The sequence below is a fragment of the Flavobacterium sp. genome, from assembly GCF_039932285.1.
In the GTDB taxonomy this organism is placed as follows: Bacteria; Bacteroidota; Bacteroidia; order Flavobacteriales; family Flavobacteriaceae; genus Flavobacterium.
Map to the genome: position 1 here is coordinate 62,804 of NZ_JBDTQE010000002.1, position 14,912 is coordinate 77,715.

The window sequence follows — 14,912 nt, forward strand, 5'->3', positions numbered from 1 at the left end:
TTATTTTTTAAACCATATAAGAAATATAAGGTCATATAAGTTTGGTTTAATTGTGTGTTTTGGTTTCTTCTTGCTTTTCCCCTAGCCCCGACAGCAGCGGCATCCTTTTTCTTGCTTCTTTAGCAAGGAAAAGATATAGCGTATGGCGGGAATAGCTCCTTATTTTTATTATATTCCGAACTCGTCTGTGTTTTGTTCTTCTGGTTTAACTGCCGTTGAATCTGTAGCTGTGGTGTCTCGAACTCTTCTTCTTTCGGTAGCGCAATCGACATTTATAGTTAGGTTTTTTGGACGTTCAAAATCTTCTTTTGATACATGTAAGTTGGGGTCTGCATAACATTTTTTCATAAACAATCCCCAAATTGGCAAAGCCATGGTTGCGCCTTGTCCGTTTGCGATGGTGCGAAAATGTGCCGAACGGTCTTCGTTTCCTACCCAAACACCTGTTACAAGATTGGGCACCATTCCCATAAACCAACCATCGGACTGGTTTTGTGTAGTTCCTGTTTTTCCCGCAATTGGATTTGTAAATCCGTACGGATATCCTGTTACTCGTTTGTACGCATAACCTCCCGAACCTGTTCCTCTTAGTCTGGCTCCCGAACCAGATTCGGTAACGCCTTCTAATAATTTGATAACGGCATAAGCAATATCTTTACTAAGTACGTCTCTAGATTCCAATTTTGGTTCGTAGATTACGTTCCCGTTTTTATCCTCTATTTTTGAAATTACTTGTGGTTTCATATATATTCCTTGGTTGGCAAATGTGCTGTAAGCGGCTACCATATCTTTTACAGTAATATCGACAGCTCCTAATGCGATAGAAGGTTGCGATGGAATTTCGGAATTTACGCCTAGTTTTCTCATTAAAGCAATGACTGCATCTGGACCTGTTTTGTCTATTAGTTTTGCCGAAACAGTGTTGATAGAGTTTGCTAATGCTTTTTTGAGCGTTACCATACCTCGGTATCTTCCATCAGAATTTCTTGGTTCCCAATCTTCGGTTACGTTGTGTTTTCCTTTGCGGATTATAAATGGTCCGTCGATAATAGTGTCACATGGTGACATTCCTAATTGTTCTATTGCGGTTGCATAAACAAATGGTTTGAATGTAGATCCTACCTGACGCGCTCCTAAACCTACGTGGTCGTACTGAAAATATCTGTAATCGATACCTCCAACCCATACTTTTACTTGTCCTGTTTGCGGTTCCATAGACATTACTCCCGGTTGTAGGAAGTGTTTGTAATATCTTATAGAATCCATTGGAGTCATCTCGACATCTTTGTCTCCGTCCCAAGTAAACACAGTCATTTTAGTTTTTATGCTAAATGATTTTATGATTTCATCTTCGTCTTTTCCTTCTTCAGACATAATTCGCCAACGCTCTGTGGTTTTCATAGAACGCAGCATAAGTTTGTCTATCTCAGGTTGTGAAATTCTAATAAAAGGAGCGGTTTTGTTTTGCTTGGCTTCTAAGAAAAATTCTTCTTGTAGGTTTTTTAAGTGTTCTTTTACAGCTTCTTCGGCATATAATTGCATTCTAGAATCTATAGTGGTGTATATTTTTAGTCCATCGGAGTAAATGTTATAATCTGAACCATCTTCTTTTTTATTTTCGACAGCCCATTTTTTCATATAATCGCGAAGGTATTCACGGAAATAAGTGGCTGAACCTTCGTTATATTTTTCGGGTGTAAAAGTTAATACAATAGGTTTGCTTTGGTATTTTTCTTTTTCAGAGGTTGACAAACAACCGTTTTTTTCCATTTGTTTTAGAACAACATTTCTGCGTTCTCTTACTTTTTCTTCTCTTCGCAAAGGATTAAATAATGATGGATTTTTTAGCATTCCTACCAACATAGCTGCTTCATCGACAGTTAAATCTTTGGGTTCTTTTGCGAAATACACTTTTGATGCCGAACGAATTCCCACTGCGGTATTAATAAAATCGGCTTTATTAAGATACATGGCAATAATTTCATCTTTTGTATATTGACGTTCTAGACGAATAGCAATAATCCATTCTTTTACTTTTTGGACCATTCTAAAAGGTAAAAATTTAGAACCTTCTCCGTGAAAAAGTAATTTTGCTAATTGTTGTGTTAATGTACTTGCTCCGCCTCGTCTTCCTAAGCTTAAAGTGGCGCTTAAAGTTCTTTTTCCGTCAATTCCTGAATGCTCTCTAAAACGTTCGTCTTCGGTAGATATTAAAGCATCTACTAAATGTTTGGGTAAATCCTTGTATTTTATTGGTGTTCTGTTTTCGTTGTAAAACTTACCTAGCGTTACTCCGTCGGCAGAAATTATTTCGGTGGCTAAATTAGATTCTGGGTTTTCTAACTCAGAAAATGAGGGCATCGACCCCAAAAGACCCCAAGAGGCAAATAGAAAAAACAATAATATTCCGCCAAAAGCGATGAAGAAATATTTCCAAAATTTTTTCACATATTGTGAATAATCTGGTTTGCGAGTATTCAGTTTTTGTGCCATTTTTTATTGTTTTTCTAACGATTCTATTCTAAAACCTATTTCGGTAATTCCTTCTAATTTTTCGACTCCTTGTACTTTTCCAGTTTGTCTTACGGCTTGTTGTATAGAGAGATTGTATTTCCCTTTTTTAGGAAAAACCATATTTTCTTTATACCACAATTTACTTTCTTTTATATCTGAAAATCCTTCTCCAAGTAAGCTTCCGTCTGGATTTGCCATTAAGTATTCTAAAGTATCTACTTTTATTAAACCATCTGGATGTTCTAGTTTTACAATTAGAAACAAATTACTAAACTCATAATCATCGTTGTCACGAATGTTGATGAATAAATTATAAGGTTTTTTCGAAACTTCTTGGTCGAAAGTAAAATTGATTACACTGTTTTTTCTCCAACCATCATCAAAGGTATGATACTCGTCAAAAACTTGAGACTTGTCGCACGAAATAAATCCAAAAGCGACACAAAATAATAAAAAACTATTTGTTAGGATCTTTCTTTTCATTTCTAATTTTTGGTCCATTTGGGTTTACTTCGTCAGTTCGCTTTCGCTCGTGTGGTTTATTTTGATTGGTTTGGTTTGGATTATTTGGTTTACTCTGATTCGGATTATTTGAGTTTGAATTCGGGGTGATTTTTTGAATCACTTTTGGTCCTACATTAGGGGTTTTCTCTTTTCCTGCAATTTCTGGACGACGATTTTTATTCGATTTCTTATTACTTTTTTTAGGTTGGTCAAAACGAGTTAAACTGTCTTGCCCCATTGCATTTTGAAAAGTTTTTTCGACTGCTGGTTTTTCAATTTCGATAGCAAAATCTTCTAGGGCAGAAACTTTTATTTTTTCTTTATTTTGCGCCATGATTTCTTTTACTTCTGACACTTTTAGAATATGCCATTGCGCAAAATTTCCGATGTAAGCAAACCACATTAACCCTTTAAAAATATCTATTTTTTGACAAATTGCATCACCTTTCTCAGTCGAAAGTTTGGTTTCCATGTCTGGAATGTCTTTCAGAGCATCCATATAAGTATCTAACTCATAATTCAAACAACATTTTAATTTTCCGCATTGTCCTGCAAGTTTCTGAGGATTCAATGACAGTTGTTGGTAACGAGCTGCTGATGTGTTTACACTTCTAAAATCGGTTAACCAAGTAGAACAACACAACTCACGACCGCAAGATCCAATTCCTCCCAAACGAGCGGCTTCCTGACGAAAACCAACTTGTTTCATTTCGACTCTTGTACTGAAAGCACTAGCAAAATCACGGATTAATTGTCTGAAATCGACTCTGTCTTCTGCGGTATAATAAAATGTAGCTTTAGATCCGTCTCCTTGAAATTCGATATCAGAAATTTTCATTTGAAGTTTTAATCCTATTGCAATTTCTCGAGCACGAACCTTCATTGGTTCTTCTTTATCACGAGCTGTACTCCAAATATCGATGTCTTTTTGAGATGCTTTTCGGTATATTTTCGGCACTTCACCTTCGTGGTTTACTGCTTTTTTCTTCATTTGAACTTTAACCAATTCTCCTGTTAAAGTTACAATTCCTACATCATGTCCTGGAGAAGCTTCAGTAGCTACAATATCACCAATACTAAGGGTTAGTTTTTCTGAATTACGATAAAATTCTTTTCTTCCGTTTTTAAAACGAATTTCCACACAATCAAAAGGTGCTTGTCCTCCTGGTAAAGTCATGTTAGAAAGCCAATCGAAAACAGTTAATTTGTTGCAGCTATCGGTGCCGCAAGTCCCATTATTTTTACACCCCTTTGGCGCACCACCATCGGAAGTTGAACAACTTGTACATGCCATAATTTTGAATATATATTGGTCATTCCGCCTAAAAGTGCGGAACTACTTTTAATAAAAACGTTCTGAGGGTAAAGATAGTATTTTTTGATTAAAAAAAACCTTTCTATTTATATGATAGAAAGGCTTCTTTATTTGTAAAAATCATTAAAACATTGGATGTGAATTAGCTGATTTATCAGGAACTTCTTGAATTACATCCCAATGTTCTACAATTTTGTTATTCTTTAATTTAAAGATATCGATAACCGAAATTGTTTTGCCAGAATAGTCTTTAGATTTTAAATGAATAAAAACCAAATCCCCATCAGCTGCAATGTGTTGAATATCAATTTTTTCCTTTGGTGCTCCTTCAAACCATTGTGTTGCTCCATCTTTAAGAGCTTTTCTTCCATCAGCAACTCCTGGGTTGTGCTGAATATAATCTTCTGCAATATAGGTGTCAATAAATGACACTTCTTTGTCGCCAAATAAACCTTGATAAAATACTGAAACTGTTTTTTTATTTTTTTCTTCTTGTTTTAAATCTCTTTTTGTTTGCCCCATTCCATTTATTGAAAAAGAAATTAGGGTTGATAATAGTAAGTTTTTTAAAAGTTTTGTTTTCATATGTAGAAAATATTTGTTTTTTATTGGAATATGGTATATTTATGAGGAGGTCTTAATTTGTGTTCATGATTTAAGTATCATAAATATTTCATAATTTTGTTTTTTTAAGATTCTAAAATTTTATATAATTTATCAGATAATCGTACTCTAAATGGAATTGAAAATGTTATTTTAGCTCCTGTTTTAGCTTCAGAATCTTCGTTTCCGTTGACAAACATTTTTTCTAAAACCAATTGTTGTTCGCCAGTTGTTGGACCAGATATTAAAATTTTATCGCCTATTTTTAGTTCTTGGTTTTCTATTATAAATGAACCAATTTCAGATTTTGCATAATAATGTTCGGCTTTACCGACGAGTACTTTCTTAATCTTTATTTTTTGACGAATATCCTTAGGATCTATTGCTTTTGCCAAAGTAGCATCAGACAATTCGCCCGAATGTTTGAATAATAATTTGTCTGATTTTCCTTTTCTGAAAATCATATTTCCGTTTTTTACACCACGGCGTAATTTTACTTGGTCTACCAATGACATGTGGATAATTTCCTGACATTCTGTAGAGCAACAATTTTCCATTGCGGTTTTACATTCATCACATTGAATAAACAACAAATGGCAACCTTCATTTTCGCAATTCGTATGATTATCGCAAGGTTTTCCGCATTGATGACATTGAGAAACAATATCGTCTGTAATTCTTTCGCCCAAACGATGATCGAATACAAAATTCTTCCCAATGAATTTACTTTCTATGTTTTCTTCTTTAATTTGATTGGCATAATTGATAATTCCACCTTCTAATTGGAAAACATTTTTAAATCCTTGGTGCTTAAAATAAGCCGAAGCTTTCTCACATCGGATTCCACCAGTACAATACATTACTAGATTTTTATCCTCTTTAAAATCTTTTAATTGCTCATTAATGATGGGTAACGATTCACGAAAAGTTTCTACATCGGGAGTTATTGCACCTTTGAAGTGACCTATTTCGCTTTCGTAGTGATTTCTAAAATCGACCACAATCGTATTCGGATCATCTAATATTTGGTTGAATTCTTTGGCTTTCAAATGTACTCCAATGTTGGTCACATCAAAAGTTTCGTCATTCAAACCATCGGCTACAATTTTGTCACGAACTTTTACAGTCAGTTTCAAAAAGGAATGATCATTATGTTCTACAGCTACATTCAAACGAATATTTTTCATGAAATCGTAGGCTTCTAAAGTGTCACGAAAAGCTTCAAAATTTTCGGCAGGAACACTCATTTGAGCGTTGATTCCTTCTTTGGCTACATACGTTCGACCCAGCGCATCGAGCTGGTTCCAAGCTATAAATAAATCGTCGCGAAATTGTTGTGGGTTTTCAATTTTGGCATACGCATAAAAAGACAACGTGAGTCGTTGTTTGCCTGCTTGATCTATCAGCTCGGCTCTTTCTTCTGCGCTTAAGGTGTTATACAGTTGCATGCTATAAACGTTTAAGTGAGAAATATGTTATAAATTCTAATTGGAAGAATTTGATTGCAAATTTATGACTTTTTATATTACCTCAAACAATTTCCCAGGTAAAGGTCTCATTGCACCTTTTAATTCCATGTTTAGTAACAAAGAAGATAGTTTAAAAATAGGCAAATTGCATTCGAGTGCAATGGTATCCATTTGTTCTTTTCCGTTTTTTAGAAGAAAGTCATAAATTAATTGTTCTTCTGGTTCGAGGGTAACAAATAACTGTTTTTGTACAGATTTCTCTTTCTTTTCTAATTCCCAATTGAGGATATAAACCAAATCCGCAGCACTGGAAAGTAAATGTGCTCGTTGAGTTTTTATAAGATTGTTGCATCCTTGACTATACTTGTCTGAGATTCTTCCTGGAACCGCAAAAACATCTCGATTGTAATCATTTGCCAAGTTTGCTGTGATCAGCGATCCGCCAGAGTCGGCACTTTCTATAACAATAGTTGCTTCCGATATTCCTGCTACAATACGATTCCGTTTTACAAAATTTTCTCTTTCGGGACTAGAATTACTCCAAAACTCGGTCATAAAGCCGCCGTTTTCTTCGACTTTTGACATGTATTTTTTATGGTTTTTCGGATATATTTGATTCAATCCGTGGGCAAGAACTCCGATGGTTTGTAAGTTGTTTTCTATGGCTGCTTGGTGCGCTACAATATCTACTCCGTAAGCAAAACCACTTACGATTATTGGGTCGAGTGGTGCTAAATCGGCTATGAGTTTTTTGCAAAAATCGATCCCATAAGAAGTGATTTGGCGCGTACCAACAATGCTTATGATTCGTTTTTGTTTTAGATTAATATTCCCCGCGGTAAATAACAAAACTGGTCCGTCAACACAATGTTTTAATCTTTCGAGATAATTCTCGTCTTTAAAAAACGATACATTTATATTATTCTTTTGAATGTATTTGAGTTCCGCCTCAGCTTGGTCAAAAATTGTTTTGTTTTTTAAATTATTTAGCAAAATTCTACCAATTCCATCAATAGTAGCCAATTGCGAAGTTTTTGCAGTAAAAACAGCTTCCGCCGAACCACAATGATTAAGCAATTTTTTAGCCATAATATCACCAACTCCTTCTACTTTTTGCAGCGCCAATAAATAATGTAATTCGGTTTCTGTCATAAATTCGTACCTAATTTTTTTAAAGCATTAAAAAAACGCAAAATTGTTAATAACATTTGTTAATAACATTATTTTTTTCGCTTGTGTTTTATAATTTTGCTATAATGAATATAGCCAATCACATATCTCAACTATTATATCGTTTCCAGTGTGTTACTGTTCCTGGTTTTGGTGCTTTTTTAACCGAAACAATCTCTGCAAACATACAAGAAAGTAATCAAACTTTTTATCCACCAAAGAAAGTAATTTCTTTTAATTCTCATTTGAAAAACAATGATGGATTGTTAGCCAATCATATTTCTATTTCGGAGAAAATGAGTTACGAACAAGCGATAGTTGCTATCGAAAATGCTATTTTCTTATGGAAAAGTGAGCTAGAAAGCACGCGTCACTTATCTCTTAAAAATATTGGTGAATTGAGATTAAACCAAGAAAATAATTTGGTTTTTGAACCTTCAAATCATCTGAATTATTTGACTGCTTCCTTCGGATTAAGTTCATTCGTTTCTCCATCAATAAAAAGAGAATCATCGATTGCTAAAGTAGAAGAGATTGAAGAAAAAGGAGTTGTTTATCAAATCCCAACAACTGAAAACAGAAGATATTTAAATCCGTATTTAAAATATGCTGCTGTTTTTATACTATCATTAGGAACAACTAGTTTTGGTTATAAAGCTTATATAAATCAGGTTGAACAATCTGAAACACTAATCGTGCAAGCTGATGTTCAGAAAGAGGTAAATGCTAAAATTCAAGAGGCTACTTTTTTTATAGACAATCCTGCAACTACAATTTCTGAAATTGAAACTAAAAAAACATTGCCTTTTCATATCATGGCTGGCGCTTTTAGAAATGAAAGAAATGCAAATAAAGAATTAGAATATTTAGTTTCGAAAGGCTACAATGCCAGAATTCTTGACAGAAATGAAAATGGTTTAATTCCTGTAGTTTATGGTAGTTTTGCTACTTATACTGAAGCACAATATAAAATGACTCAAATACAAGATTCAATAAATCCTGCTGCTTGGCTTCTTATTAAAGAATTATAAAAAAATAAAACCACTTATATTTTAGCCACAAATTTATTAATTTGTGGCTCTTTTTTTTCTATAACTTGGACTTTCCGTTTATCTTTGCAAAAAAAATCTTATGCAAGCAAAATTTCCTTCAGAATCATTGACGATTCTTACAGATATGGTTTTACCAGGTGAAACTAATCCATTAAACAATCTTTTTGGAGGTGAATTATTAGCTAGAATGGATCGAGCAGCAAGTATATCTGCTAGAAGACATTCACGCAGAATTACTGTAACTGCATCTGTAAATCATGTCGCTTTTAATAAAGCTATTCCTTTAGGAAGTGTTGTTACTGTTGAAGCAAAAGTATCTAGAAGTTTTAGAACTTCGATGGAAATTTTTATTGATGTTTGGGTTGAAGATCGTGAATCTGGAAACAGAACCAAGGCAAACGAAGCAATATATACTTTTGTAGCGGTCGATGAAACTGGGCAACCTGTTGAAGTTCCTGCAATTGACCCGCAAACCGATGAAGAAAAATCTAGATTTGATGCTGCTTTGCGAAGAAAACAATTAAGTTTAGTTCTTGCTGGTAAAATGAAACCGAGCGATGCAACAGAACTGAAAGCTTTGTTTTTGTAATAAATAAAGTTCTATTTTTAGAGTGCATTATTTGACAAGTTTGAAACTGACCAAGTAAATAAAAAATGATAATAATAAAATTTGTAAATTTGGCTATATTATAATTTCATAAAGATGAAAATTAAACTTTTACTTTTATTATTTTTTTGTTCTAATTTTATTTTTGCACAACACAATACAGTTGGACAAAAAATTATTTTTGATGTTCAAAAAAACCTAAAATTTAATCACTTTTCATTTTTTACTCCAATTGAAAAAAAATTAGACGAACGCATTTCAAAAATTGTCACGCAAATTAGTTATGCAAAATTAAATTATAGTGTAATAAACAATATTGTTTCAAATAAACAGGAAAATATTGAAATTGAAATTCCTTATTTAGGAAAAAATATTACGGTTTTACTTTACAAAGCAAATATTTTTCAAGATGGTTTTCATATAGATACAAATGTTGAAAAAAACATAGCATACTCACAAGGAGTTCATTATAGAGGAATTATAAAAGAAGATTTGAATTCGTTAGTTTCTTTCAATTTTTTTGAGAATGAATGTAATGGAATAATATCAAGTTCTGAACTAGGGAATGTAATAATTGGAAAAGCTGAAATGAATAAATCAAATTCAGATTATGTTATTTATAGTGACTCTGATTTAAAAATATCCAATATTTCTGATTGCGCAACTAAAGATGTTCCTTCTCCTTCAAAAAATAATTTGCAAACCAATAAAGTTTTAAGTGCGAAATGTACATCTATTTACTTTGAAATAGAAAATGATATTTATGTTGCTAGCGGAAGTAGTACAACCACAACAGCAAATTGGATGACTTCGGTTTTTAATAATGTTCAAACCATTTTTAATAACGATGGAATTACTACAGCCATAAAATCATTATATATTTGGACTAGCCCTGATCCTTATACAGGAGCTACTTCAACCGATTATTTGTATCAATTTAACAATATAAGACCTATTTTTGATGGTGATTTGGGACAACTGATAGGAATTGACGGTGGTTTAGGTGGTGTTGCTATAACTATAAATGGACTTTGTTCTACAAACAATTTTAGTTACAGTTCCGTTGATTATTCGTATAATAATTTTCCAACCTATTCTTGGACAGTACAAGTAATTACTCACGAATTAGGGCATCTTTTTGGATCACCCCACACACATGGTTGTTATTGGAATGGAAACAATACATCCATTGATGGTTGTGGACAATCTCGAGGATATTCAGAAGGAACTTGTGCAGAAGGGCCAATTCCTTCAGCTGCGGTAAAAGGAACTATAATGAGCTATTGTCATTTGGTTTCGGGAGTAGGAATTAGTTTTAATAATGGGTTTGGTCCACAACCAACAGCTAGAATTTTAACAGCCGTAGGAAATTCAACTTGTTTAAGTAACGATTGCATTAATACTTGCGTCAATACTATTACATCTTCTTCAATAACTAACGTAACAGACACGAGTGCTATTGTTAGTTGGACAGAACTAGGAGGAACTACTCAAGCACAGGTCTCTGTTTTTCCATTTTCATCTTCTCCAAGTGTTTGGGTTACCCCCAATGCAAATACATATACGGCAACTGGATTAACACCAAACACATACTATAAAGCTATTGTTAGAAATTCCTGTTCAAGTGGATTAGAAGCGCCCGGAAAAGAACTTATTTTTGCTACTAATGGTGATTTTTGTAGTGGTATTCCATTAACAGATACGGGTGGTGTAGTAGGAAATTATACCGATAATGAAACAATAACTAGAGTAATAATTCCTAGTAATCCTTTTGCAAAAGCTAAAATTACTTTTACAAGCTTCAATTTAGAACTAGATTATGATTATTTGCATATTTATAATGGTTCAAATGATACCTATCCAGAATTAAGTGGGACTACTGGTTTTACAGGAAATATCATCCCAGCAGCTATCGAATCTACCGCTTCTGATGGTGCATTGACTTTAAAGTTTATTTCTGATGGTGGAGTTGTAGCAGCAGGTTATGAAGGAACTGTGTCATGTGCAACACTTGGTGTAAATCAGTTTTTTGATGTGCTTGATTTTAGTTTTTATCCTAATCCGACTAAAGATTTTGTGAATATTTCTTCGAAAGTGATAATGGATGAGATTTTAATTTATAACATCCAAGGACAATTACTAAGGAAAGAAACTATAAAATCAACAGATACTAAAATCAATTTGAGTGGTTTTGCTTCTGGTACTTACTTTTTTAAATTAAAAGTAGCAGAAAAACAACTTAACTTTAAAGTGATAAAAATTTAAACTATTTCCATCAATTCTAACGCTTTTTTGATGCTTTTTACATTTTCGAAAGTCAATAATAAACGGAGACCATTTTTGGTCTCTTTTTCTTTCATTTTGCACAATTGCGGTTGTTTTTGTACAAATTGTAATACTTGATGAAAACGTTTCGATTGGTAATAATCACTTTGTTGGTCTGAAACAAAATAACAAACCATTTTACCTTGTTTTAGGATTAGTTTTTCGACTCCAATTTGAGTAGCAATCCATTTAATTCGCAAACTGTTTAGCAAGGCAATGGCTTGTTTTGGCAAAGGACCAAAACGGTCAATCAATTGTTTTTCATATTCTTGCAATCCGTTTTCATCTTTAATAATGGCTAATGCATTGTACAAAGCAAGTCTTTCGGTTACGCTATTAATGTAATCATCTGGAAACAATAATTCGAAATCAGAATCAATCTGCAAATCTTTTACATATTCTTTTTCTATCGTTTCATCGTCGTTTTCATACAAATCTTTAAACTCATTTTCTTTAAGTTCTTCAATGGCTTCATTCATAATTTTCTGATAGGTATCAAAACCTATTTCATTGATGAAACCGCTTTGTTCTCCGCCTAATAAATCCCCTGCACCACGAATTTCGAGATCTTTCATCGCAATATTCAAACCACTTCCCAGTTCCGAAAATTGTTCTAAAGCTTGAATTCGTTTTCTAGCATCTTCGGTCATAACAGAATACGGAGGACAGATAAAATAACAAAAAGCTTTCTTATTGCTTCTCCCTACACGACCTCGCATTTGATGCAAATCGGACAAACCAAAATTATTGGCATTGTTAATGAAAATGGTGTTCGCATTGGGAACATCTAAACCACTTTCGATAATAGTTGTAGCTACGAGAACATCAAATTCGCCTTCCATAAAAGCCAACATGAGTTCTTCAAGTTTTTTACCATCCATTTGTCCGTGACCAATTCCTACTTTTGCATCAGGAACCAATCGCTGAATCATACCCGCGACTTCCTTAATGTTTTCTATTCGATTATTAATGAAAAACACTTGTCCGCCACGTTCAATTTCGAATGAAATAGCATCTCGAATCGTTTCTTCATTAAATCCAACCACATTCGTTTCGATAGGATAACGATTGGGCGGAGGCGTTGTAATTACTGACAAATCTCGTGCTGCCATGAGCGAAAATTGCAAAGTTCTCGGAATTGGAGTTGCTGTTAATGTTAATGTATCGACATTTTGGGTAATGGTTTTGAGTTTGTCTTTTACATTTACCCCAAATTTTTGTTCTTCATCGACAATAAGTAATCCTAAATCTTTAAAAATTACATTCTTACTCACCAATTGATGCGTTCCTATAATAATATCAAGCCTTCCTGATTCTAAATCTTTGAGTGTTTCTGCTTTTTGCTTGGCAGTTCTAAATCGATTCACATAATTAATGGTCACTGGCATATCTTTTAACCTTTCGGTAAATGTGCGATAATGTTGGTACGCCAAAATCGTAGTGGGCACTAAAATCGCGACTTGTTTTCCGTTGTCAACAGCTTTAAATGCTGCTCTGATGGCAACTTCCGTTTTTCCAAAACCTACATCGCCACAAACCAATCGATCCATTGGGCGATCACTTTCCATGTCGGCTTTTACTTCTTGTGTCGATTTTAGTTGGTCTGGAGTATCTTCATAAATAAAGGAACTTTCTAATTCGTGTTGCAAATAACTATCGGGTGCAAAAGCGAATCCTTTGTCTAATCTTCGCTTGGCGTACAATTGAATTAAGTTAAATGCAATGTGTTTTACTCTGGCTTTGGTTTTTTGTTTTAAAGCTTTCCAAGCACCAGAACCGAGTTTGTAAATTTTGGGAGGCGCACCATCTTTGCCTGTATATTTTGAAATTTTGTGTAGCGAATGAATGCTTACATACACAATATCGTTATCAGCATAAGCGAGTTTTATTGCTTCTTGTGTTTTGCCATCGACTTGTATTTTTTGCAATCCACCAAATTTTCCAATTCCGTGGTCGATGTGTGTTACATAATCGCCAACTACTAATGAAGTCAGTTCTTTGAGCGTGATGGTTTGCTTTTTAGAATACCCGTTTTTAATACTAAATTTATGATAACGTTCAAAAATTTGATGGTCGGTGTAGCACGCAATTTGATTTTCTTCATCAATAAATCCTTGATACAATGGCAAAACAATAGTTTCGTATTGTTTGGTTATTGTGTCGTGATTTTGCTCATCTAAACTCTCAAAAATATCATGAAAACGTTTGGCTTGTTGTGCATTGGAACAAAAAAGATAATTCTTATAATTATGTTCGTGGTTGTCTTTCAAATTATTCAACAATAAGTCAAATTGCTTATTGAACGACGGTTGTGGTTTGATATGAAATTCGAAAGTTTCCGATGTTCTAAAAGTAGGTTTTGATGCCAATTCTACCACCGAAAAATTTAAAGCTTGCTTAATAAATTCCTTCTGATTTAAAAATAATTGGTCGGGCGAAGCGTGTTTGATATCTTTATTTAACTTCTCGAACGTTTCTTCGGCTTTGCCAAATAATTTATCCAAATGGGTTAATAATAAATCGGTGTTTTGAATAAAAACAGTGGTTCTTGCATTGATATATTCTAGAAAACTTTCTCTATTTTCTTGCAGAAATTTATTTTCGAAATTTGGAATAATTGCAATTTTTTGCTTTTTTTCGATAGAAAGTTGTGTGGCGACATCGAAAGTTCGGATGCTATCTACTTCGTTACCAAAAAACTCGATTCGATACGGATTGTCGTTCGAAAAAGAGAATACATCTAAAATTCCGCCACGAACTGAAAATTCGCCAGGCTCGGTAATAAAATCAACTCTTTTAAATTCGTATTCGAACAAAACTTCATTTATAAAATCGATAGAAACTTGATCTCCAACCGAAATTTTTAAGGTGTTTTTTTCTAATTCTTTCTTGGTTACTACTTTTTCGAAAATGGCTTCTGGATAAGAAACAATAATGGCAGGTTTTTTGCGAGAGTTTATTCGGTTTAAAACTTCTGACCGAAGTAAAATATTCGCATTATCAGTATCTTCAATCTGATAAGGTCTTCTGTAAGAACTGGGATAAAACAAGACATCTTGATCGCCAACGAGTTGTTCTAGATCGTTTAAAACATAAGCCGCTTCTTCTTTTTCGTTACACAATAACAAAAAAGAATTTTCGCTTTTTGCAAACAAAGCTTGTATTACAAACGAAAATGACGAACCAACCAATCCTTTGATATGAATTTTGTTGTCGCCAGTAATTGCTTTTGATATTGCAACAATTTTAGCTTGTTCGCTGTATTTTTTAGAGATAATTTCGGTGCTCAATGGGAATTATTTTATGCAAATATACTTTGACTTTTTATGCAAAAAAAATCCTGTCTCATTTCT

The 14,912-nt window shown here is 33.6% G+C and carries 10 protein-coding genes; 3 read left to right on the top strand and 7 right to left on the bottom strand.

Annotated elements, in window-relative coordinates; genetic code table 11:
• Positions 1 to 168: 168 nt before the first annotated feature.
• The 6 genes from ABI549_RS00905 to dprA form a co-directional block, all read right to left on the bottom strand.
• Entirely contained in the window at positions 169 to 2,493 is a 2,325-nt protein-coding gene (locus ABI549_RS00905) for a transglycosylase domain-containing protein (protein ID WP_348074562.1), read from the bottom strand.
• 3 nt (positions 2,494 to 2,496) lie between these two features.
• Positions 2,497 to 2,997, bottom strand: coding sequence for a gliding motility lipoprotein GldH (locus ABI549_RS00910; protein WP_348074563.1), 501 nt, complete (start codon positions 2,995 to 2,997; stop codon positions 2,497 to 2,499).
• Positions 2,972 to 4,312: a regulatory iron-sulfur-containing complex subunit RicT gene (gene ricT, locus ABI549_RS00915; RefSeq protein WP_348074564.1), complete on the bottom strand. Its 1,341-nt coding sequence runs from the start codon at positions 4,310 to 4,312 to the stop codon at positions 2,972 to 2,974. The genes ABI549_RS00910 and ricT overlap by 26 nt, the downstream gene beginning before the upstream one ends.
• 144 nt (positions 4,313 to 4,456) lie before the next feature.
• On the bottom strand, positions 4,457 to 4,918 hold the full coding sequence (locus ABI549_RS00920; protein WP_348074565.1) for an ester cyclase: 462 nt from the start codon (positions 4,916 to 4,918) through the stop codon (positions 4,457 to 4,459).
• A 104-nt stretch (positions 4,919 to 5,022) separates the two neighbouring features.
• Positions 5,023 to 6,384 carry a rhodanese-related sulfurtransferase gene (locus tag ABI549_RS00925; RefSeq protein ID WP_348074566.1) on the bottom strand — a complete coding sequence of 454 codons (1,362 nt, stop codon included), beginning with the start codon at positions 6,382 to 6,384 and terminating at the stop codon, positions 5,023 to 5,025.
• Positions 6,385 to 6,456: 72 nt separating this feature from the next.
• Positions 6,457 to 7,557: a DNA-processing protein DprA gene (gene dprA / locus ABI549_RS00930; RefSeq protein ID WP_348074567.1), complete on the bottom strand. Its 1,101-nt coding sequence runs from the start codon at positions 7,555 to 7,557 to the stop codon at positions 6,457 to 6,459.
• Between the two features lie 104 nt (positions 7,558 to 7,661).
• Between dprA and ABI549_RS00935 the strand changes: the two genes are divergently transcribed.
• The 3 genes from ABI549_RS00935 (at position 7,662) to ABI549_RS00945 (ending at position 11,499) form a co-directional block, all read left to right on the top strand.
• Positions 7,662 to 8,606, top strand: coding sequence for an SPOR domain-containing protein (locus ABI549_RS00935; protein WP_348074568.1), 945 nt, complete (start codon positions 7,662 to 7,664; stop codon positions 8,604 to 8,606).
• A 100-nt stretch (positions 8,607 to 8,706) separates the two neighbouring features.
• Positions 8,707 to 9,216 carry an acyl-CoA thioesterase gene (locus tag ABI549_RS00940; RefSeq protein WP_348074569.1) on the top strand — a complete coding sequence of 170 codons (510 nt, stop codon included), beginning with the start codon at positions 8,707 to 8,709 and terminating at the stop codon, positions 9,214 to 9,216.
• A gap of 114 nt (positions 9,217 to 9,330) precedes the next feature.
• Positions 9,331 to 11,499 carry a M12 family metallo-peptidase gene (locus tag ABI549_RS00945; protein ID WP_348074570.1) on the top strand — a complete coding sequence of 723 codons (2,169 nt, stop codon included), beginning with the start codon at positions 9,331 to 9,333 and terminating at the stop codon, positions 11,497 to 11,499.
• Here ABI549_RS00945 and mfd read toward each other — a convergent pair.
• Positions 11,496 to 14,849 carry a transcription-repair coupling factor gene (mfd, locus tag ABI549_RS00950; protein ID WP_348074571.1) on the bottom strand — a complete coding sequence of 1,118 codons (3,354 nt, stop codon included), beginning with the start codon at positions 14,847 to 14,849 and terminating at the stop codon, positions 11,496 to 11,498. The genes ABI549_RS00945 and mfd overlap by 4 nt on opposite strands.
• Positions 14,850 to 14,912 lie beyond the last annotated feature (63 nt).

Coding starts and splice junctions, on each gene's coding strand:
- ABI549_RS00905 (WP_348074562.1), bottom strand. CDS start 2,493: ATGGCACAAAAACTGAATACTCGCAAACCAGATTATTCACAATATGTG.
- ABI549_RS00910 (WP_348074563.1), bottom strand. CDS start 2,997: ATGAAAAGAAAGATCCTAACAAATAGTTTTTTATTATTTTGTGTCGCT.
- ricT (WP_348074564.1), bottom strand. CDS start 4,312: ATGGCATGTACAAGTTGTTCAACTTCCGATGGTGGTGCGCCAAAGGGG.
- ABI549_RS00920 (WP_348074565.1), bottom strand. CDS start 4,918: ATGAAAACAAAACTTTTAAAAAACTTACTATTATCAACCCTAATTTCT.
- ABI549_RS00925 (WP_348074566.1), bottom strand. CDS start 6,384: ATGCAACTGTATAACACCTTAAGCGCAGAAGAAAGAGCCGAGCTGATA.
- dprA (WP_348074567.1), bottom strand. CDS start 7,557: ATGACAGAAACCGAATTACATTATTTATTGGCGCTGCAAAAAGTAGAA.
- ABI549_RS00935 (WP_348074568.1), top strand. CDS start 7,662: ATGAATATAGCCAATCACATATCTCAACTATTATATCGTTTCCAGTGT.
- ABI549_RS00940 (WP_348074569.1), top strand. CDS start 8,707: ATGCAAGCAAAATTTCCTTCAGAATCATTGACGATTCTTACAGATATG.
- ABI549_RS00945 (WP_348074570.1), top strand. CDS start 9,331: ATGAAAATTAAACTTTTACTTTTATTATTTTTTTGTTCTAATTTTATT.